We start from the raw sequence: 21211 nt of genomic DNA, 5'->3' as shown, positions 1-21211 counted from the left end.
CGTCATGCCCGGCGGGTACCGTCCGCCGGACGTGCGACGTCGATCTTTCCCAAGCCGCATAGCGTCCCGATAGCGCAGGCCGCGACACGGTGCGGGCACGGGGAGCGGGCGGGTCGCGGAACGGCGGGAGGGCCGCGCGCACCCCGTGGCGGCAGGTCAGCCGTCCGTTCCCGCGGACGGCTGCGGGACCGGGGTCCGCGCCATCCCCAGCTCCCGCCAGATCCCGTCCAGGGCCGCGACGAACTCCTCGACCTCCGCGGGCCGGTGGACGGCGCCGGGTGCGCTCCGGAGGATCTCCTGGCCCGTGCGCACGCTCGGCGCGTTGATCGCCTGCACGTAGATGCCGTGGCGTTCCAGCAGCAGGGCGGAGATCCGCCGGGCGCGTGCGTCGTCCCCGACGAAGATCGAGACGATGTGGGACCCGTCGGAGACGAAGGGGATGCCGCGTTCCGTGAGCAGCCGGTGCGTCAGTCGCGCGTTCGCGTGGAGCCGGTCGCGTTCCTCGTCCGAGCCGCGCAGGTGCCGGACGGCGGCGAGCGCGCCCGCCACGACGGCCGGCGGCAGGGCGGTGGTGAAGATGAAGGAGCGGGACAGGCCGCGCACCGCGTCGACCAGCTCGGCGGGACCGGCGATGTATCCGCCGGTGGTGCCGAATCCCTTGGCGAGCGTTCCCATGACGACGGTGAACTCGTCCGCGATACCCAGGCTCGCGGCGATGCCGGCGCCTTCCGGCCCGTACATCCCGACCGCGTGGACCTCGTCGAGGAAGGTCATCGCGCCGTGCTCGCGGGCGATCCGGGCGATCTCGGCGAGCGGGGCGACGTCACCCGCCATCGAGTAGACCGACTCCATGACGATCATCTTCGGCCGGTCGGGATCGACGGCGGATATCAGCTCTTCCAGATGCGCCGTGTCGTTGTGGCGGAAAATGTGCTTCTCGGCGCCGCTGTGGCGCAGCCCGTCGATGATCGAGGCGTGGTTCATCTCGTCGGAGAAGACGACGCAGTTCCCCAGCCGGCCGGCGAGGACCGTGAGGGCCCCGTCATTGGCGGTGTATCCGGAGGTGAAGAGAAGGGCGTCCTCCTTGCCGTGCAGATCCGCCAGTTCCTTCTCCAGCAGCACGTGGTAGTGGTTGGTCCCGCCGATGTTCCGGGAGCCGCCCGCACCCGCGCCGTGGTCGTCGAGGGCTTCGCGGGTCGCCGCCAGGACCACCGGGTGCTGGCCCATCCCCAGGTAGTCGTTGCTGCACCACACGCTGATCTCGGAGGTGATCCCGCCCCGCAGGCTCCGGGCCGCCGGGAATTTCCCGGCGTGCCGGCCGATCTCCAGGAACTCCCGTTTCGCCTCCGAGGACCCACTTTCCTTCACATGCCGCGAGAAGAGCTCCAGGTAATGGTTCATGACGACCCTTTCTCCAAGGACTGCGCCGATGCGGGGCCGGACCGGTGGAGGGGATTGTCTCAGAACGGAATATCAGTTCGATGGCGCGCTCCGCGACAATTCCGGAACTGCCCGCGTCCGCTTTTCCTCGACCCGCGCCCCTGACAGGCCCGCTTTACGCGCTGTAGGCTGTGCGGAAATTCCTCGAAACGGCGCCACGGGAGTTCGCTATGCCGTCGGACGAAACGTATGTCAGCCAGATCCTTGAGGTAATCTCCGCGGAACCGGAGAAAGTGGTCCTGTCCTGGCGCGACAGGACGCTGACCGCGGCGGAGCTGACCGCCCTGGTCCGGTCGGCCGCGCAGGCCCTGCACCGGCACGTCGGCGGGAGCGGCGGCCGGGCCGTGGTCGCCGTCCTGACCGTCACCAACACCGCCCCGACCCTGGTCCTGCGCTACGCCGCGAATCTGGTCGGGGCCACGGTGGTCCACCTTCACACCACCAACGCGGTCGACCCGGCGGACCAGATCGCCGCCGCCGCCAAGCTCAAGATCCTCCGGGAGACCGGTGCGACGCACCTGGCCGTCGACGCGGAGAACCTGGCGGCCGCCCGTGAGCTGTGCGAACAGCTGGGCACTCCGCCCGCCCTCGTCGCCCTCGGCGATCTCGGCCCCGACGTCCTGGACCTGACGACCGGGGACGGGGACGCGCTGGACGCGGCCGACATCGAGATCGGCCTCGACCGGCCCGCGGTGGTGACCTACACCAGCGGGACGACCGGCGCGCCGAAGGGCATCGCCTTCGACTTCCGGGCCCGCAACGGCTTCATCACCGCCGGACTCCAGATGGGCTGGCGGTCCGTCTACCTGGCCTGCCTCCCGCTCAGCCACTCCAGCGGCGCCGCCGCCGACGACTCGCTCGCGTCCGGCGGCTCGGTGGTCCTGCGGGACGGCTTCGACCCGGGCGACGTGCTGCGCTGCATCGAGCAGTACGGGATCACCCGGATGCTGCTCTCCCCTCCCCAGCTGTACCTGCTGATGGACCGCCCGGAGGTGGGCTCGACCGACCTCTCCAGCCTCCGGATGGTCACCTACGTGGGCTCCCCCGCGTCCCCCGAGCGACTGGCCGAGGCGGTCAAGGTCTTCGGCGACGTGCTGATCCAGGTGTACGCGACCAGCGAGGCGGGCTTCGTCAGCATGCTCTCGCCCGCCGAGCACCTCGACCCCCGGCTGCGGGTCACGGTCGGCCGCCCGATGCCCGGCTGGGTCCGGATCGCCGACCCGGACGACCACCACGACCTGCCGCCCGGCGAGATCGGCGAGGTCTGCGTACGGTCGCCCTTCACGATGAAGGAGTACGTGGCCGAACCCGAACTCACCGCCCGGACCGTACGGGACGGCTGGGTGCACACCGGCGACCTCGGCTTCGTCGACGGCGACGCCTACCTCCACCTGCGCGGCCGGATCGGCGAGGTGGTCAAGACCAACGGCATCAAGATCCACCCGGTGACGGTGGAGAACGCCCTCCTGGCCCATCCCGAGGTCGCGCAGGCCGCCGCCTTCTGCGTCCGGGACGGCGACCGGATCGAGTACCTGCACGCCGCCGTGGTGCTGCGCGGGGCGGGCACGGCCGGCCCCGACGAGCTGGCGGAGCACGTCCGGGCCACCATCTCGCCCAAGCACGTCCCCGCGCGGATCCACGTCCGCCCCACGCTGCCCCTCACCGGCGTCGGCAAGCCGGACAAGGCGCGGCTGGCCGCGGAAGCGAGCGGGTGACACCCCCGTGACCCTCTCCGTGGCAGCCATCCTCGCCGAGTCCGCGCTCCGGCGGCCGGAGCACCCGGCGCTCGTGTCCGGCCAGCGGAAGATCACCTACCGCGAGCTGTGGGACGGGGCGCGCAGGTACGCGGCGGCGCTGCGCGCCCGGGGCATCGGCCCCGACGACAAGGTGGCGCTGCTGCTGCCCAGCACGCCGCACTTCCCGCTGGCCTACTTCGGCGTGCTCGCGCTCGGCGCGGTCGCCGTCCCGGTCCACGCCCTGCTCCGGGCGGACGAGATCGCGTACGTCCTGAAGGACTCCGGGGCGGCGGCGCTGATCTGCGCCGCCCCGCTGCTGGCCGAGGGCGGCCGGGCGGCGGAGACCACCGGCACGCCCGTGTTCACCGTCATGGAAGAAGAAGCGGGAGACTTCCGCACGCTGCGGCTGGACGCGCTCGCGGCACGGAGCACCCCGATCGACCGTCAGGTGCCGCGCGACCCCGGGGACATCGCGCTGGTCCTCTACACCTCCGGCACCACCGGCCGCCCCAAGGGCGCCCTGCTCACGCACCTCAACGTGGTGATGAACGTCGACACGACCATGCTGTCGCCGTTCGACTTCACCGCGGACGACGTCCTGCTCGGCTGTCTGCCGCTGTTCCACACCTTCGGCCAGATCTGCGGCATGAACACCTGCTTCCGGGCGGGGGCGACCCTGGTGCTGATGCCGCGGTTCGACGGACCGGGCGCGCTGGACCTCATGGTGCGGGAGGGCTGCACCGTGTTCATGGGCGTCCCGACGATGTACACGGCGCTCCTCGACGCGGCCCGCGCCGACCCGCGCAGGCCCGCACTCGACCGCGCGTTCTCCGGCGGCGCCGCGCTGCCGGTGGCGGTCCTGGACGCGTTCCGGGAGACGTTCGGCTGCCCGGTCCTCGAAGGGTACGGGCTCACCGAGACGTCTCCGGTGGTGGCCTACAACCAGAAGGCGTGGCCGCTCAGACCGGGCACGGTGGGCCGGCCGATCTGGGGCGTCGAGGTCGAGATCGCCAGAGCGGAGGTGGAGGACCGGATCGAGCTGCTGCCCGCCGGCGAGACCGGGGAGATCGTCGTCCGGGGGCACAACGTGATGGCCGGCTACCTGAACCGGCCGGAGGCGACCGCCGAGGCCGTCGTGGACGGCTGGTTCCGCTCGGGCGACCTCGGCGTCAAGGACGACGAGGGCTACCTGTCCGTCGTCGACCGCAAGAAGGACGTGGTGCTGCGCGGCGGGTACAACGTCTACCCGCGCGAGGTGGAGGACGTCCTGGCCCGCCACCCGGCGATCGCCCAGGCAGCCGTCATCGGTCTCCCCCACCCCGTCCACGGCGAGGAGGTGTGCGCGGTGGTGCGGGTCCACCCCGGCACGGCGCCGGACCCGGCCCTCGGCGCCGTGATCGTCGCCTGGAGCAGGGAGCGGATGGCACCGTACAAGTACCCGCGCCGGGTGGAGTTCGTGGACGCCTTCCCCCTCGGCCCCAGCGGCAAGATCCTCAAACGGGAGCTGGTCGCCCGGCTGAGCCCCGCGGACCCGGACGAGGGCGCCGCCCGCCGACCGCCGCGGCTCCCCTGAGCGGCCGCCGCGCTTCCGGGCCGGCCACCCTGCGCCCCCGGAAGCGCGGTGCGGACAGGGCCTCCTCGGTGCGCAGGCGCGCCTCGCCCGGCGTCTCGGCCGTCGCGGTGGCGATGCCCACCAGGTCCTTGGACCTGCGCAACGTCCGCACGTGGTCGCCTTCGTGCACGACCCCGGTGCCGAAGCCGACGGCGAAGTTCCCGCCGCCACCGCCGCGACAGGCCCGGAAGAGGCCGGGGTTCGCCTCCGCTCAGGCGAACAGGCCGTTGACGTCCGGGTAGGTCAGGGCGTCCGCGTCGACGGGGTAGGCGCCCCGGGACAGCAGCTCGCGGGCTGCGCGCCGCGCGGCGCTGTAGGCGGTCTCGGCCGTGGCGGTGCCGACGCTGACCCGTCGCACGCCCACGGCGCTCAGCTCCGCGACGCCCGGCCCGCCCGGGCCGGTCATGGCGTTGACCGGCAGCGGCGAGGCGGCGGTGAGGGCCTCCAGGGCGGCCAGGTCGACCAGCCCCGGCACGAAGAGGCAGTCCGCACCGGCCTCGGCGTAGGCCTTCGCCCGACCGATGACCTCGTCCAGGCGGCCGGCCGGCTCGCCGACCTGGAACAGGAAGACGTCGGTCCGGGCGTTGATCACGAACTCGGGGACCGCGGCGTCCGCGGCCGCCCGCCGCGCCGCACGAATGCGGGCCCCCTGGGCTTCGACGTCGAAGAGCACGCCGTCCGGGGCGCCGGAGTCCTCCAGGTTGATTCCCACGGCGCCGGCGGCGAGGGTCGCGCGGACGGTCTCGGCCACGTCCTCGCCGGTCGGGCCGTAGCCGCCTTCGACGTCGGCCGTCACGGGCACCTCGACGGCCGCGACGATGCTCTCGACCATCCGAAGCATCCGGGCCCGCGACAGGCGCTGACCGTCGGAGCGGCCCAGCGCCCAGGAGATGCCGCCGCTGGTGGTGGCGATCGCCTTGGCGCCCTCGGCGGCGATCAGGGCCGCGGATGCCCCGTCCCAGGCGTTGGGCAGCACGAGGATGCCCTCGGCGTGGTAGGAGCGCAGAAGCTGCGCCTCGGCGTTCAGCGAGCGAGTGGCCATCGAATTCCCTTTCGGAGGACGGCCCTTGGTGACGGGCCGTCGACCGATGAAACGGTATGAACCCCGACGGGCCCTTGCTGGCGGGTATCGGACAGGGCCGTGGACGGGCTCGCGCCGACGCCTGCGAGCAGTCGGGCTGCGGCGGGGCGTGGAAACGGGGTCCGCCGAAGATCGCAGCCCGCGCACGCCCTCGCCCCCTCCCCCGCCCGCCGCACTGCACCGTGCGGGTCGCACCGCGGCCGGCACGGCGCGGGCACGCCGTGGGGGGTCACATGTTCCACAGGGTCGTCATGGGGCGGGGCGTCGGCTGGACGGTCGTGGGCGGCGCCCAGTCGCCGGTCTCGAAGAACTGCCCGATGGTGGCGTACCAGGGCTGGTAGTCGATGTTCTTCGCCGCCAGCCACTCGTCGTTGTAGAACTCGTTCGTGTAGCGGTCCCCGGAGTCGCACATCACGGTGGCGACGCTTCCCTTCGGGTCGCCGTTCGCCATGCCGAGCAGGATCCGGATCGCGGAGAAGACGCCGGTGCCGGTCGAGGGCCCGGCGTGGATGTCCATGCGGTCGGAGAGGTAGCGCATGGTCGCGACCGAGGCCGCGTCGTGGACGCGGATCATCCGGTTGACGGTCGTCGGCACGAACGAGGCCTCGACCCTGGGGCGGCCGATGCCCTCGATCTGCGAGCCCTGGTCGGTCACCGCCGGGTCCTTCCAGTACCAGCCGTCGAAGTACGCGGAGTGGTCCGGGTCGGGCACGCACACCCGGAGGCCCTTGGAGTTGTACCGGGCGTACCTGGCCACCGAGGTGCCCGTGCCGCCGGTTCCGGCGCCCATCGTGAACCAGCTCAACTTCGGCACCGCGCCGAGCAGTTCCGCCGCGAGGCTGTGCTCGCCGCGCCAGTCGTAGGCCCGTTCGGCATAGCTGAACTGGTCCATGAAGTGGCCGTCGTAGCGCTTCGCCACCCGCCGCGCCCACTCGACGATGTCGCCCGACACCGGGACCACGTCGCCGCCGTACGTCTCGATCAGCTTCTGCTTCTCCGGGGCCGTGTTCTTCGGCACGACCGCATAGAACTTGATGCCGAGTTGCCGGCAGTACCACGCCTCCGAGATGGCCGTCGAGCCACTGGACGCCTCGACCACGCACTGCCCCTTCGCCAGCCACCCGCTGGCCAGGGCGTGGGTGAGCAACGCCGCCGCGAGCCGGTGCTTGTGACTGCCGGACAGTTGGTCGGCCTCCCGCTTGAGGTACAGCTTCAGCTCTCCGAGGGCCGACGGGAGCGGGATCTCGTCCAGCTTCGTCTGCCGGGGCGCGAGGTCGCCGCGGAGGCGGGCGATGCACTTGTCGACCCACTCCCGGTCGTCCGGATAGACATCCGACTCGTCGTTCAGGTCCACCACCTGACCCTCGGGGTCGTTCTCGTTCGTACGCGCCGTCACGCTCATCAGCAGCCTCCGTCTCCAGCCGATCCGGCACCCGCCCACCGACGAGGACGGCGCCCCCATGATGGGCGGCAGGACGGCCCCGCACAGGAACGGCCTGGTTACGACACGAACCGTTCCCCGTGATGGGCGAACACGTCACGGCCACCGGCGACGGACGGACTCCAACGGCCAACCGGCACAGCCCACCCGGCCCGTGCGACCTGTCGGACGCCCCGGCGTCACCTCGACCGGACGTGCCCGACTCCGGCCGGCCCTCTCCTCGAACGCGGCACCGAGGCCCTCACGGCGAACTCGCCCTCCGGCCACCGCCGTCCGCGTGGACGCCATCGCCGATCGGCCGCTTCAGGCCCGGCCTGCCGGGTCACCGGCGGTCCGACCGCCTGGAGCGTCCGGACCTGGCCCGGCGGGCGGCGTCGCGGGCGGTTTCGACGGCGTCGACGGCGCGCAGCCACTGGCCCTCGAGCCAGTCCCGCACCGACAAGCGGGCCGAGGTCCATCGCCACCACCGCGGCAGCCGGCGGAACGGGATGAACGTCAGCGCATCCCTGATCGCCGTGTCCGCCACCCCGCCCAGCCCCTCGGCCCGCAGCGCCGCGAAAATTCCGGGAGTCAGCCGGCCCGAGATCCTGGCGAGGTCCCCGGCGGCCACGCAGGCCAACTGCCGGACCTCGAACCGCGCGGCTCCCAGGGCCCGCTCGACCCTCGCCGCGACGGCCTCGAAGTCGTCGCTCGCGAGGACCAGCGCGATCACCTCGGTGCCGACGTCGGGATCGTCCCGGTCGAGGGCCGCATCGACTGCGGCGAACCGGGGATCGACCTCCTCCGGCATCCGGTCCGGCATGGCGGGCGTGCCCTCCTCTGCTGCGCTCGTCCGTCCCGACTGTTCTTCGCAGGGCTTCGGCGGGGGCAGGACCCGCTGCTTCTTGATGTTGTCGATCATGCCAGCCTGCTTCAGCTCGGTCAGGTCTCCCTGGGCGACGCTCTTCGACGGGCCGAGCCGGCGGGTGACGTCCGGGTTGTCGGGGTCCATGTCGAAAGCCCGTGACCTGGCGCAGCGTGATACGGCCTGCCGGGTCGTATTCGTGGCCGACGCGACCGGCCGTGGTGAGCTGGTTCCGCTCCGGCTGACGGGACCGACCCGCGCAAGTCACCAGCCTCCCGGCACGCCCTGTACGTCGCCGACGATCTCCCGCCCGACCCCCGCGGCACGGCGCGAACACCTCGACGAACCGGAGGAGACCGTCGCCCAGAGCCGCTGCGGCATCGCCCTGCGCCCGGCCCCACTCGACCTGCACCGGCCGGCCTCCCCGGCAGTGCCTAGGCGCTCGGCGTCCGGGCGGGGGTGATCGGGTCGATGAGGCGCAGCAGCAGTGCGGCGGCGGTGTAGCGCATGCGGCCGGTGGTGGTGCGCGGGTCGTAGCCGAGGGTGGCGGTCAGTGCTTCGTGACGGGCCTGGACGGTGGAGTGGTGCATGCCGAGGGTGCCTGCCGCGGAGCGGATGCTGTCGGCCTCCACGAGGGTGCGCAGCACGTCGGAGGAACGCTGGTCGAGGGCGGCGAGGGCGCGGACGTCCTCATGCGGTGCCTGCGGGTCGTGGGCCTGGGCGAGCAGGAGCATCGCGCCGAGGTCCGTGGCGTCGACGGTCGGCGTGTCGGGGGCGGTGAGCCGCAGGGCGATGATCGCCGCGTCCCAGGATTCGGGGGCGCGATCGGCGCGCACCCAGGTTCCGAGGCCGGCCGGTTCGGGCGGGGCGAGTCTGCCGGAGCGGTCGAGGGTGGCCTTCAGGAGTCCGTACCGGGTGGGGACGATCGCGGACGGAGCGCCGGTGTCGGCGGCGTCCGCCGGGGTCGCCAGGACCCGCACCCGGGTCTCCGGGTCGGTCCGGTGCCGCGCGAGGAAGACCGCGCGCTCGGCGGCGGAGCGGTTCGGGTCGATGATCGCGTCGATGCCGCTGTCGGGGCGGCGGCGTTCCTCCAGGAGGTAGACGCCCAGGGCGAGGCGCTCCGCGATCATGTCGTCGTCGGGGCCCGGCTCCCCGTCCCGTTCCAGCCACACCGTCCAGGTGTCGTGGGAGCGCGGGGAGGAGCGCCGGCGGGCGTCGGCGGCGTCGGCGGGCGCGTGTCCGTCGGGGTCGCGCCGGGTCACCCGCCCGCGGATCTCGGCGCCGGCGACCGTCCCGGACAGGAGCGCGGCGCCGCGCAGGAGGCCGTCGAGTCCGACGCCCCGGGCGATGAGGACGTCGAAGTACGACACGATCCGCAGGGCCTCGCCCGCCTGCGGGTCGATCGAGTTCAGCCGTCCGGCCAGTTGGTGCACCACCGCGCTCCTTCGTGCCTCCTCCTCAGTCTATGGCCGCCGGGAGGCCCGCCTCAGACTGCCAGGGTGCGGGCCACCCAGGCGTTGCGGGCGTCGGTCATGGCGTGGGCGAGGGCGGTGTGGGGCGCGGTCAGGTCGAATCCGTGGAATCCGCCGGGCCAGATGTGGAGTTCGGCCTGGACGCCGGCGTGCCAGAGCGCGGTCGCGTAGGCGACGTCCTCGTCGCGGAAGACCTCGGCGGAGCCGCAGTCGATGAAGGCGGGCGGCAGGCCGGTGAGGTCGCCGGCGCGGGCGGGTGCGGCGTAGATCGACACGTCGTCGGTTCCGCGCCGCTCGCCCAGGAGCGCGTTCCAGCCCATGACGTTGCTGCCGCGGTCCCACACGCCGGCGCCGTCGAACTGGGCCGAGGAGACCGTCCGGTCCCGGTCGTCGAGCATCGGGTAGATGAGCACCTGGCCGAGCAGGGGCGGGCCCTGGCGGTCGCGGGCCAGCAGGGCGAGGCCGGCGGTGAGGCCGCCGCCGGCGCTCTGGCCGGCGATGAGCAGCCGGTCCGGGTCCATGCCCAGCTCGCGCGCGTGCTCGGCGGTCCAGAGCAGGCCTGCGTAGCAGTCCTCGATCGGGTAGGGGTCGGGGTGCTCGGGTGCGAGCCGGTAGTCGACGGTGACCAGGACGGCGTCGTGCTCGACGACCCACGGGAGGACCTGGACCAGGCCGGAGAACTGGTCGCCGGAGACCATGCCGCCGCCGTGGGTGTGGTAGATCCCCGGTCCGAGGCCGTGGTGGTCCTCGCGGGCGATCACCGTCACGGTGATGTCGCCGCCCAGGTGGCCGGGGACGGTGACGTCGCGCCGGGTCAGGCCGGCGGTGCGGAGCATCTCGTCGGTGACCTCCGACGGCGATGCCTGGCGCATGTGCGGGATCATCTCCGCGGTCATCGTCGGGGGGATCAGGTCGCCGAGGACGGCCAGCACGGCCTCCAGTTCCGGGTCGAACGCGGGGCGCGGAATGTTGACGGACACGGGTGCTCCTTCCTGCGCGCCGCGGGGGTTCGCGGCACACCTCGAGCCTCCTTCGGAGCCTCCGCGCGCGGAACCGCCGAACGCAGCGGTCTGGAGCGGCATCCCCAGCCATCCGCGCGTCCGGCCTGTGGAAACGGCACGGTCCGGCAGTCGCACCGGGGTGGGTGCGGCTGCCGGACCGTTCGGGAGACCCGGGAGCGGGCTCAGCCGACCTTCATCAGGATCTTCCCGGCGGCACCGCCGCGCAGTGCGTGGAGGGCGCCGATGACATCCTCCAGTGGCAGCTCCTGGACCCAGCCGGTGGTGTCGTAGACACCGTCGGCCATGGCGGCGATGACCGCGTCGAACTCCTCGGGGCGGTAGCCGACCGCGCCCACGATCTCGGTCTCGGCGATCATGACCTGCGTGGGCTGGAAGTCCATCGCGTGTTCGTGCAGCGCGGCGGTCACCAGCCGGCCGCCGGGAACCAGGCCCGCCAGCGCGGCGGTGACCGCCGCGCCCGCACCCGCCGCGTCGACCGCGACGTCCACGCCCTCGCCGTCGGTGAGCGCGGCGACGGCGGCCGCCACGTCCTCGTGCACCGGATCGACGACCCGGGCGCCCAGCGCGGCCATGATCGCGCGGCGCTCCGCGCTCGGCTCCGACACCAGTACCTTCTCCACGCCCCGGGCCTTGAACGCGAACCAGGCCCCGATCCCGATCGGCCCGGCCCCCGCCACCAGCGCGCTACCGCCCGCCTCCACACCGGTGCGCGCGACGGCGTGCCAGCCGACCGCCATCGGCTCCACGAGCGCACCCATCCGCAGGTCGACGCCCTCCGGCAGCACATGCACCTTCGAGGCGTCGCACACGGTGAACTCCGACAGGCCACCGCCGTCCGCGTTCGTCCCGAGCGAGGCCATCAGCCGGCACGAGAAGGGCAGCCCCCGTCGACAGGCCGTGCACTCGCCGCAGGACACCGCCAGCGGGAAGACCGCGCAGCGGTCACCAACCTTCACATCCGTCACCCCCTCGCCCACCTCGACGACGGTGCCGGAGAACTCGTGACCGAGGATCTGCGGCACCATCGCACCGGTCAGCGGGTGCGGCTCGTCCAGCGCGAACGGCACCGACTCCGGGTAGAAGAAGAAATGGAGATCGGAACCGCAGATGCCGGCGAAGGCGTTGCGAAGCTTCACCTGCCCCGGGCCGGGCACGGGCTCCGCAACCTCCTCGACCCGCAGGTCCTCCTTGCCGTAGAACCGCGCTGCTTTCATCCTTCGACTCCTTCTTCGGGGCGACCGGTCCCGCCGGTCGCCGGCCCTGTCGGCGCGAACCGCCTCGCAGGCGAGCACCACTGCGGAACCGACGGCAGACGGCTCCGACCTCGGCCCTCGCCCTTCGCCGCGCTTCGGCAGCCGCTTCACCCTCGCCCGTCCCCGACAGCCCGGGCCACCGCCGAACACGGCAGATTCCGAGAACCTGACCCGCCGATCGCGCGCCCGCCGCCTTCCGGTACGGCCGCACCCGTCCGTGCCCCGCGGACCACGGCCCGGCAGTCCACCCGCAGACAACGCACCGCGCGCCGCGCACGGCGGGCCGGGGCGAGAGCGTCGCCGCGCTGCCCGCCACGACCGATGCCGACCGGCTGCTCGTGTTCTGCACCGCCCTGCTCGTCGTTCCGGCTGCCGGGCCGCTTTCGGCGGCGTTCCGGGCGGTAGGGGCGTACGGAGGCGGCGCTTCAGGCGTGAGGGGCAGCGGAATCCGATCGGCTGCCCGGGACACTCCGGAGGCCGGATCACCGATGAACACCCGGACAGCAGCAGCGAGTTCGGCCCCCACCTGCACCCGCCGCACGAGCACCCGCGGCGAGCTCGGGTCCAGCCGCGGCAGACCGCGCGGGGTCGGCCGGCCTCCGACTGCGGTGGGAGGCCCGAACATCGGACGGTCGACTGTCGGGGCGGGCTGATCATGCTCGGCCATGGGGAGGAAGGCCGAGCCCACCCCGCCGCCGGTCCGGGGCTGTGGTCGGGCTCGGTGGTTCGGTCGATGGAACTTCCCGCTCGATCGCGGTCGAATCCGCTTTCCGCGGGCCGCTCCGGGCGGCGGACGGGGCCACCCGAGCAACGCCCGACCATCATCCGGTGCCCCAGCCGTCCGACCGAACAGAGAGCGGCTCACACGGCTGCGCCGAAACGCTCCGCAGCCGGCCGACCCCCGGCCGGACCGGGCGCGAACGAGCGTTCACGACCACATTGCGACCACCAAGCACGACGGCCGTGGTGCCTGCTACTGGCCGCGGACGAGAAGCACGGGAAGTGGACGTACTGCGTCGACCTCGCCCCTGACGAGGGACGGCGCCCCACCTGCCGGCGAGGAGGATTCGCCATCCGGGCCGAAGCCGCCCGGGAGATGAGGGCCGTGCTCGACGGCGAGTTGCGCGGGGCCCACGAGAACCGGCGCTCCACGGTCACAGGTGGTAGGTGAAGCGCAGAGCGCCGCCCTCCTCCCGGTAGTACCCGCGCCCCCGCACACTGAACGGGTTGGGGAGCATGTGCACTTGCAGCTGGGCAACGTTGAGGACCGAGGTGATCACCAGCAGCCGCCATCGGTCGTGGCCGGCGTGCTGCTGGGCCGCCCGGACCTCGCTCTCCCCCAGTTCAATCTGACCGCCCTGCCCCTGAGTGGCCTTGACCTCGAACATCAGTGGCTGCTTGCCGGAACCGACCCGGAAGTCGAAGCCCAGACCATCCTCCCCGGGTGAGCCGGGAAAGGCACCGCGACGATTGGTGGAGACCCAGCTGCTCTCGTCAGTGCCGGGATACTGGCGACACAGCCAGTGGTAGGCGTACCACTCGCCCGCATACCCGATCGCTGTTCGCTGAGCCTGGGACAGCCCGCTGTCCGCACGGCCCCGGCTGCCGCCCGGACGGTGCCCGGCGCGGCTTGCACTGCTACGCGGCGCGACCGGGGTGAGGTGGGCGAAGTGGTGGTGGCCGCCAACCAGTTCAGGCTTGGCGTCCAGTGCTTCGCGCAGCAGGACATCGAGCTCGGTGAAGTCACCATCGTGTACGTCGAGTTGACGGTTTCCTACCGAGATGAGCCGTCGGGTGCGCTCGCGCGCCGCGCGGGCCCGGTTCGTCTCGTTGCGTGCCTCGTCCAGGTCCTCCGGAGTCAGCCCGTGGCGTTTGAGGTCCGCTGTGCGGGGCAGGTCGGCCGGCCACTGTCCGAGCGCGGCCAGCCAGGCAACCACGTCGTCAGGACCCGGCATTCGGAAGTCGAGCGCACCGGCCGCCTCCAGCCGGGCGGTGATCTCCTCCGTCGGGGCGGGGGCCGCCAATGCCGCAGGGAGTGTCCGGCCGGACGCCGTCACCAAGGCGACAAGGCCCTCCACCCTACCCGCGATCACGCTCTTGTCCCGGCCTCGCGCGAAGTCGCTCGGCGGCAGCGGCTCCCCTCCTTCCGGGGCCCGCGTTCCCAGCCGCGCGGTGAGTGCCTGCTCGACCTGCGCCTGCAGCAGTCCGGTGTCCGCGACCTCGACGGTCAGAGCCCAGGCCGAGGGCGCGGCGATCCAGTCCGGAGCGCCTCCTCGTGCGCCTCGCCGCGGTTGATCGGTCGGTAACGCGGCGCACCTACTCGTCGGGCCCCGAACAGGCGGCCAACTCTCCTCTCGCAAAGTGGAGTTGGGGACAAATGGGTGCTGGCGTGGTTCACATGGGCCGACGGATACTCAGGTGCCGCCTCGGCCAGGAATGTCCGACTCCGTCCACATGCGTCCACCAGCGGCCGTCGGCGGCCAAGACGCCTGGTCCCAAAGTGGTCCCAAGGCCCGGCAACGCCCTCAGACGCGGCGAGTGACAGCGCTCCGGCCACCACACACGGCACACCGCTGATGCGCCTGGGACAGCGGTCTGCAGGTTCGCTTGCCGCTGGGCATCCTGGCTTTGTTCACGAGGTCCGACGGCAGATGTCGATGACTCCGGGAGGCACCGGCCGAGCGGTGGAGTCGATGTTCACGAGGACGGGAGGCACCCGCCGACACTCGGCAACGATGCCTTGGAGGATGACGCCTGCGCCCATAGCCAGCGCTTTTGCCCTGGTGCCCAACCGGCCGACAGACGGCGCTCCACCGGCCACCACCAAGGTGCTGTCCGTTCTCGTGAACATCCGGCGCGAGAGGCGCCTCCCAGACTGCTGCCGGAACGCTGCTCTGCGACGTGAACAGAGCCAACACCGAACGCCGGCAAACCACTCGGCGGAGGGAACCCGCGTCGGACCGGCATGACCGACGCTGCCCGGCAGCCGCAGGCCGAACGGCCGGGCCCCGCGAGAGGCCCGGCAGCAGGGTCGCCCGCGTGGGCGAGGGCTCAGCCGTCGGCCGGGTGCGGGAACCCTAGGCGGACGCGCTGCGCACAGGGACGGGAACGTCGGCGGTCTGCGGAACCGGGGCTCCGGCGCCAGGACCGCCGGCGGGCACGGCCGGCCGCAGGAGGACGGCGCAGGAGACGGCCGCCAGCAGGGCGAGCGAGGCCGACACGGCCAGGCAGAGCTGGAGGCCGTCGAGGAAGGAGCCGCTGAGTGCGCTCAGGGCCGGCCCGGTGGCAGGGCCCAGGTCGAGCCCGGCCACGGCGCCGAGGCCCTGCTCCCGGGCGACGGCGAGGATGTGGCCGCCGGTCTCCGCCGGCACGCCGGCGTCGGCGAGCCGGCCGGGCAGGGCGTCGAGGGCGCGGGTGGTCAGCAGGGCGCCGAGCACGGCCGGGCCGAGGGCGCCGCCGAGCTGGCGGAAGGCGTTGTTCCCGGCGGCGGCCATGCCGGCCAGGTGGTGCGGTACGGAGGAGACCGCGGAGGCCGTCATCGGGGTGAGGACGGCGCCGATGCCGAGGCCGAGCAGGACCAGGCGCCAGGCGAGCGACCCGTACGAGGTGCCCGCGTCGACGCCGATCAGCGACAGCAGCGAGCCCGCCATCACCACCAGGCCGGTGGTGATCATGACCCGAGCGGACACCCGGTGCATCAGCCGTCCGACCGGGACGCCCACGACCAGGGACGTCCCGGACACCAGGACCATCCGCAGTCCGGCCTCCCACGTGCTCAGGTGCTGCACCAGGCCGAAGTACAGGCTCAGGATGAAGAAGAAGCCGATCAGCCCCAGGAAGCTGATCATGGCGACCAGCGACGTGGCGGCGAAGGCGGGACTGCGGAACAGGGCCAGGTTGAGCATCGGGCTGCTGCTGCGGCGCTCCACGACGACGAACGCGACCGCGCTCACGGCGCCGATCGCCAGGGCCGCCACCACGGAGGGCGTACCGAAGCCGTCGGCGCCGCCCTCGATCACGCCGTAGACGACGGCGGTGACCGTGACGGCCGCGCTGATCTGCCCGGGCCAGTCGAGCCGCCGGCCGTGCGGCGCCCGGGAGTCCGGCAGCAGGAAGGCCGCGACGACCAGCACGATCAGTGACACCGGGATGGGCAGGAGGAAGATCCAACGTACCTCGACGTGCTGCTGCAGCAGCCCGGCGATCAGCGGTCCCAGGGCCAGCGAGGCCAGCATGGACATCGCCCACAGGCCGATGAACCTCCCACGCTCCCGGTGGTCGGGGACGGCGTGGCTGATCAGGGCCAGCGTGGTGGGCAGCAGGGCCGCCGCACCCAGCCCGGAGGCCGCCTGCCCGACCCACAGCCACTGCACCGAGCCCGCGGTCAGCGAGACGGCCGCGCCCAGCGCGCAGAACGCCATGCCCGCCTGGAACACCCGCTTGCGGCCGTGGACGTCGCCCCACACCCCGGTGGTCAGGATCAGCGCGGCCATCGGCAGCACGAACGCGTCCGAGACCCAGGACAGTTGGGAGGTCGAGGCGCCCAACGCCCGCTGGAGCGCCGGCAGGCTCACCGACACGGTGGTCACAGGAAGGTAGGCGACGAAGACGCCCAGGCAGGCCATGACGAGCGTGACGCCTCGTCCGGCCACGGGGCGCTGCACCGTTGCGGAGTTCACGGGGTGGTTCCTTCGACTGCGGGATGCCGCACGGGCACCGGTTGCTGGAGACACAGGAAAGCTTCGGCCCCACGCGCGAGGAATCCCCAAGCGGCCCCGGCAGACGTACCAGAACCTCCATTCCGGTCCGTCTGTGTGTCATGATTTCTCTGTGCCTGACGACCTGGACCGCAAAATCATCCACGGGCTCTACGTCGCCCCCCGGGCCTCGTTCCGCCGCCTCGGCGAGGTCGTGGGGGTGTCCGAACAGACCGTGGCCCGCCGCTACAACGCGCTGCGGCGCGGCGGGATCCTGCGCGTCGTCGGGCTGAGGAGCCCGTCGGCCCACGGGCAGGCGGAGTGGATCGCGCGGCTGCGCTGCCGCCCGGAAGCCGTGGGGCCGGTCGCCGACTCCCTCGCCCGCAGGCCCGAGGTCGGCTACGCCAGCATCGCCTCCGGCGGGTCGGAGATCATCTGCACCATCCGCTCGGCCATCGGCACCGGGCGCGACGACGTCCTCCTGCGGCAGCTCCCGCGCGCCGCCTCGGTCCTCGACATGAGCGTCGACCTCCTCCTCCACGCGTTCGGCGCCCCGGACGCGGTCGGCTGGGCCGGTGGGGAGCGCGCCCTGGCCGACGAACAGGTGCGACGGCTGACGGCGGAGCGCCCTGCGGCCGCCGGGCCGCCGCTCGCCCCGGCCGACGAGGACCTCCCGCTCTTCGAGGCCCTGACGGAGGACGGCCGCGCCTCCCACACCCGCCTGGCGGAGGTCACCGGCTGGTCCACACCCCGAGTCGCCCGCCGCCTGGAGGCCCTGGAGGCCTCCGGCTCCCTCGCCTACGGCATCGACATCCTGCCCGAACGCCTCGGCTACGAGCTCAACGCCGTCCTCTGGCTCCAGGTCGACCTGCCCGGACTCGACCGGATCGGTGAGGAACTCGCCCGACACGACGAATGCGCCTTCGTCGCGGCGACCAGCGGCCGGCACAACCTCATGGCCGTCGTCATCTGCCGGGACACCCCCGACTTCTACCGCTACCTCAGCAGCCGCTTGGCCCGCATCGAGGGCATCAAGGGCTACGAGATCAGCATCCGCGTCCGCCGCCTCAAGCAGTCCGTGTCCCTGATCCACCACGGACGGCTGATCCACCCCCCGCTGGGCTGACGCGAGCACACCCGCAGAACGGGCCTGGCGCCCGCCGGACCGAGCGCCGGCGCACTACGGCAGGCTCGCCACCGTCCGGGGAACAGATCTGGCCGGCGGGCGCGCACACGGCACGCGCCCGGGCCCTGCCCTTGAGCGGTGCGGCCGACCAGCCCTGGCCGCCCTCCGTGGGCGCGTTGGCGATCACCGAGTCGTCGATCGCGCCGCTGCCGGTCCGGACGAACTTCGCGGAGACGTAGCCACCGCCGACGGCCCGGGTGCCCACGGGGCAGGTCGCGACGGACGGCTCGCCGGCCTCGCTGACCGAGCCGCCGGCCACCGCGGCCACCTGCTCCTCGGGGACGCACAGGGCGTGGGCCCGGACCCTGCCCTTGAGCTGGAGGGCGAGCCATCCCTTGCCGCCCGGGCCGGGCGCGTCGGCCGTCACGTAGTCGTCGGGCCCGCCGGTGTCGGTCCGGACGAAGTCGACGGAGACGTAACCGCCGTTGAGGGCCCTGGTGCCGGAGGGGCAGGTCGCGACGGACGGCTCGCCGGCCTCGCCGACCGGACCGACGACGGCTGTGGGCGCCGGCGCGCGGTGCGCCTGCCGTCCGGCGCCGGGTTACGGCTGTGCCACGGCCTGCTGGGTCGCGTCCACGGCCAGGGGCATCAGCACCAGGACCGATGCGGCGGCGGCCGTACCCAGCCGTCGCCGCGCGGTGAAGCGGATCCGCATGGTTCCGCTCCTCTCGTCGACCCCACGCCATGTGGAGAAGGTGACGACGAGTGACGCTGATGTCCGACGAGCCCGCTGCCGGGCGTCGCGGCTGACGGTTCACCCGAAGGCGCAGGCGCGGCACCCCGGCGGCCCATCACCGAATCCCCGCCCCGAACAGCCCCGGCAGCTCCGGCGCGCCCGGACGCGGCCCTGCCCGAGCCGGTGATCACGGAACCGACGCCACGTCACATCCGAGCTCGCCCGCCGCCTCGACCTCTACGTGAAGTCCGCCGCCACTGGCCTGCCCGAACCGGCCGAGGCCACCCGGCCTGCTCGGAGTTGGAATCGAGCGCCTTGCGCCTCGGCGGACGGACCTCCGCTCCCGGCCCTCCTGCGCCCCGGGGGCGACTCGGAGATCACGACTGACGTTCAGTCAAATTTACTTACCGGAGGAATGATTGCCATGTTGGTCGACTGGCCCGCAGAGCCGTTCGCCCTCCGTCCCCACCGTGACCCGTCCCTGGTGGCACACGTCGCCAAGGCGCTGGACGGCGGCGCGGTGGCACTCGTCGCGGACGGGAAGGCCGCACCGCAACTGTGGGTGGCCGAGCGGTTCCGGGTGGCCCACGCACGGCTCCGGCACGTCGCCACCGACCTCTACCTGACCGCGGAGGGCACCGGCACGGGGGCGGCGGTCACCTTGCGCCCCAAGTTCCCGGACACCGGGTCGGACACCGCCTACTGACGCCAGGCGTGGCGGGCGTACGTCCAGAGCGGCACCGACCGGCTGAAGGCCATCAACGACTTCTCCGACCGCGTCCCGGGCCTCACCTCTCCCACCACGCCCAGCTCGAGCGCTGGCGGCGCGAGGGCCTGCTGCCCGCTCCCGACAGAGTGTTTCTGGGACGGGCCGGCACGCACACCTCCTATCCGCAGGAGGTGAAAGACCTCGCCCGCACGCTGGCGCGCCGGCATCGACCCGGCCGCTTCTTGGACCACACGGTTCTGCTTGCCTTCTTCTGCGACAGCGCCCGAATCCCGGAGGCCCCACTGAAGTTGGCGCTCATCAGGACGTACTTCCCCGCCCGGGAGCGCCACCGCGACGCAGCGGCCAAGATCATGGACGCCGTCCCCGGCGCCCCCGGCTCCGAACAGGACATCCACTACGACTGGGCGGAAGCCCAAGCCTTCCTCGACGTCAAGGAGAGCGGGATGGCCATCCGGAAGATGCGCGCGAACCTGCGGCGACGGCCCGACCTCGCCCACGCCTCGCGGGAAGAGATCGACGGCCGCCTCCTCGGCGTGCTGACCCACCTCAACTCGCCGCACCTGCCCGGGGGCGACCTCGATCTCATGCGCAAACCTGGAGGCCGCGATCGACCTGCACTCCGACCACTCCAGCCTCGACCGCCTCGCCGTCCGGGAGTACGCCGCCACGGCCCACGCGTGCCAGATGGCCCGTTTCGGAGAGACGGACACCGAAGAGCGCTTCGACACGCTCTGCCACACCCCGCTGGAGGAACTCCACCGCCTGCGGGACGAAGTGTTGCCGCCCAGCAGGAGACCTGGCGGCGCGCCACCGGCGGGCGCCCAGGCACCCTGGCTCCTGACACCGTGTCGATGAGCAGGAGCGCCGCTCGCGCGCTCGCCGAATGGACCACGGCCCGAAAAGCCCACCCCGAAGGCTCCGCGTACACCGACACCCACTTCACCGACAGCCTCCTCGATCTGGCCCGCGCCACCGCCCTTGCATGGCTGCTGAACCACGCCGGCCGCGAATGGGCAGCGACGCCGCCCGCCGACAAGAGGACGAAGGGCGCGGGGCGTTCATCGCCCGCACGGCCGGGGCCACCGGCCGGCGGCGCCGTATCCGCTGACCCCGGCCCGAGCGCTGACGGGCTCCCCAGACCAACGCCACTCGGCCCACGGAGTCACGAGACAGCCTTCAGTCGTGCCCTACAGGTCTATTCCGGACTCCCCGCAGAACTGCAACGGCGAGACACATCACGGATATGCCTTCGGGGCGGACAGGTGATCCTGTCCGCCCCGAGGATCGTCAAGATCTACAGCCGCTCGGGCGTACCGATCCCGAGGAGGCCCATGCCTTGGCGAAGGGTCTGGCCGGTCAGCTGACACAGCAGTAGCCGGGTCTCCATGACCTCCCGGCTGGGTGCCTTGAGGACGGGGCAGTGCTCGTAGAACGTGGTGTATGCCGCTGCGAGGCTGTGCAGATAGGCGCAGAGGCGGTGGGGTTCGAAGGTCGCGGCGACGAGGTCGATGGTGGCGCCGAACTCGTCGAGGAGGAGGCTGAGGGCGCGTTCGGCCGGCTCCAGGGCCAGGTCCTGGTGGGCGGTCGGGGTGACGCCGTCGGGGGCCTTGCGCAGGATGGACTGGATGCGGGCGTATGCGTACTGGAGGTAGGTGCCGGTGTCGCCGTTGAGGGAGACCATGCGGTCGGCGTCGAAGATGTAGTCGCGGGTGCGGGAGGTCGAGAGGTCGGCGTACTGCCCACCACCATGGCCCGCTACCGCGACTACGTCGAACAGGACCTGGTCCCCGCCCTCGGCGGCATCTCCCTCGACGACCTCAACCGGCAGCACCTGCGCGCCTACATCACCCGCGAACTTCACGCCGGCCGCGGCAAGGTCACCGTGTACCGCATCATGGCGACCCTCTCCAGCACGCTGACCAGCGTCGTCAACGGCGACCGCCTGTCCCGCAACATCGCCAAACCCCCACTGCTGCCCCGGCCCGCCTCAGCACCCCGACGCATGCGGACCGAAGCCCAGA

14 protein-coding genes and 2 pseudogenes are annotated in these 21211 nt (G+C 72.6%); 5 read left to right on the top strand and 11 right to left on the bottom strand.

From position 1 onward, the window contains the following. Positions 1 to 156: 156 nt before the first annotated feature. Complete coding sequence (gene hemA, locus ACIQF6_RS00080; protein WP_400888164.1) at positions 157 to 1401, bottom strand: 5-aminolevulinate synthase; 1245 nt, start codon at positions 1399 to 1401, stop codon at positions 157 to 159. A 209-nt stretch (positions 1402 to 1610) separates the two neighbouring features. On the opposite strand from hemA, the gene ACIQF6_RS00075 reads away from it, so the two are divergent. Both ACIQF6_RS00075 and ACIQF6_RS00070 read left to right on the top strand, forming a co-directional pair. Next, positions 1611 to 3155, top strand: coding sequence for a class I adenylate-forming enzyme family protein (locus ACIQF6_RS00075; protein WP_400888162.1), 1545 nt, complete (start codon positions 1611 to 1613; stop codon positions 3153 to 3155). A 7-nt stretch (positions 3156 to 3162) separates the two neighbouring features. Then, positions 3163 to 4749: a long-chain fatty acid--CoA ligase gene (locus ACIQF6_RS00070; RefSeq protein ID WP_400888160.1), complete on the top strand. Its 1587-nt coding sequence runs from the start codon at positions 3163 to 3165 to the stop codon at positions 4747 to 4749. A 250-nt stretch (positions 4750 to 4999) separates the two neighbouring features. Here the strand turns inward: ACIQF6_RS00070 and ACIQF6_RS00065 are convergent, their stop codons facing one another. The 8 genes from ACIQF6_RS00065 to ACIQF6_RS00030 all read right to left on the bottom strand — a co-directional run bounded on the left by ACIQF6_RS00065 (position 5000) and on the right by ACIQF6_RS00030 (position 16526). After that, complete coding sequence (locus ACIQF6_RS00065) at positions 5000 to 5830, bottom strand: isocitrate lyase/phosphoenolpyruvate mutase family protein (RefSeq protein ID WP_400888158.1); 831 nt, start codon at positions 5828 to 5830, stop codon at positions 5000 to 5002. Between the two features lie 268 nt (positions 5831 to 6098). Continuing rightward, entirely contained in the window at positions 6099 to 7271 is a 1173-nt protein-coding gene (locus ACIQF6_RS00060) for a PLP-dependent cysteine synthase family protein (protein ID WP_400888156.1), read from the bottom strand. Between the two features lie 361 nt (positions 7272 to 7632). Next, positions 7633 to 8301 (bottom strand): hypothetical protein, encoded by a 669-nt coding sequence (locus ACIQF6_RS00055; protein ID WP_400888154.1) that lies wholly within the window; start codon positions 8299 to 8301, stop codon positions 7633 to 7635. 287 nt (positions 8302 to 8588) lie between these two features. Then, positions 8589 to 9590, bottom strand: a complete 1002-nt coding sequence (locus tag ACIQF6_RS00050) for a hypothetical protein (protein WP_400888152.1) — start codon at positions 9588 to 9590, stop codon at positions 8589 to 8591. Between the two features lie 50 nt (positions 9591 to 9640). Continuing rightward, a complete protein-coding gene (locus ACIQF6_RS00045; RefSeq protein ID WP_400888150.1) occupies positions 9641 to 10606 on the bottom strand; it encodes an alpha/beta hydrolase in 966 nt (321 codons plus the stop codon). 203 nt (positions 10607 to 10809) lie between these two features. After that, positions 10810 to 11862 carry an alcohol dehydrogenase catalytic domain-containing protein gene (locus tag ACIQF6_RS00040; protein WP_400888148.1) on the bottom strand — a complete coding sequence of 351 codons (1053 nt, stop codon included), beginning with the start codon at positions 11860 to 11862 and terminating at the stop codon, positions 10810 to 10812. Between the two features lie 1193 nt (positions 11863 to 13055). Further along, positions 13056 to 13925, bottom strand: coding sequence for a protein NO VEIN domain-containing protein (locus ACIQF6_RS00035; RefSeq protein WP_400888146.1), 870 nt, complete (start codon positions 13923 to 13925; stop codon positions 13056 to 13058). A gap of 1053 nt (positions 13926 to 14978) precedes the next feature. Next, positions 14979 to 16526 (bottom strand): MFS transporter, encoded by a 1548-nt coding sequence (locus tag ACIQF6_RS00030; RefSeq protein ID WP_400890047.1) that lies wholly within the window; start codon positions 16524 to 16526, stop codon positions 14979 to 14981. Positions 16527 to 16731: 205 nt separating this feature from the next. Here ACIQF6_RS00030 and ACIQF6_RS00025 point away from each other — a divergent pair, with 205 nt between their 5' ends. Then, positions 16732 to 17724, top strand: a complete 993-nt coding sequence (locus tag ACIQF6_RS00025) for an Lrp/AsnC family transcriptional regulator (protein ID WP_400888145.1) — start codon at positions 16732 to 16734, stop codon at positions 17722 to 17724. 1160 nt (positions 17725 to 18884) lie between these two features. Next, positions 18885 to 19166 (top strand): RICIN domain-containing protein, encoded by a 282-nt coding sequence (locus tag ACIQF6_RS00020; RefSeq protein ID WP_400888143.1) that lies wholly within the window; start codon positions 18885 to 18887, stop codon positions 19164 to 19166. On the opposite strand, the gene ACIQF6_RS00015 is transcribed toward ACIQF6_RS00020, so the two are convergent. After that, positions 19160 to 19918: a hypothetical protein gene (locus ACIQF6_RS00015; protein ID WP_400888141.1), complete on the bottom strand. Its 759-nt coding sequence runs from the start codon at positions 19916 to 19918 to the stop codon at positions 19160 to 19162. The two genes, ACIQF6_RS00020 and ACIQF6_RS00015, sit on opposite strands and share 7 nt — an antisense overlap. 566 nt (positions 19919 to 20484) lie before the next feature. Further along, a pseudogene (locus ACIQF6_RS00010) lies at positions 20485 to 21009 on the bottom strand (DALR anticodon-binding domain-containing protein); the annotation flags it as partial. Between ACIQF6_RS00010 and ACIQF6_RS00005 the strand changes: the two are divergent. Continuing rightward, positions 20938 to 21211, top strand: a pseudogene (locus ACIQF6_RS00005) (site-specific integrase); the annotation flags it as partial. The pseudogenes ACIQF6_RS00010 and ACIQF6_RS00005 overlap by 72 nt on opposite strands.

It is taken from the genome of Kitasatospora sp. NPDC092948 (assembly GCF_044754805.1).
Taxonomy (GTDB): Bacteria; Actinomycetota; Actinomycetes; order Streptomycetales; family Streptomycetaceae; genus Kitasatospora.
Note: the sequence above shows the minus strand (reverse complement) of the source record. Positions and strands in the feature narration are given on the sequence as shown.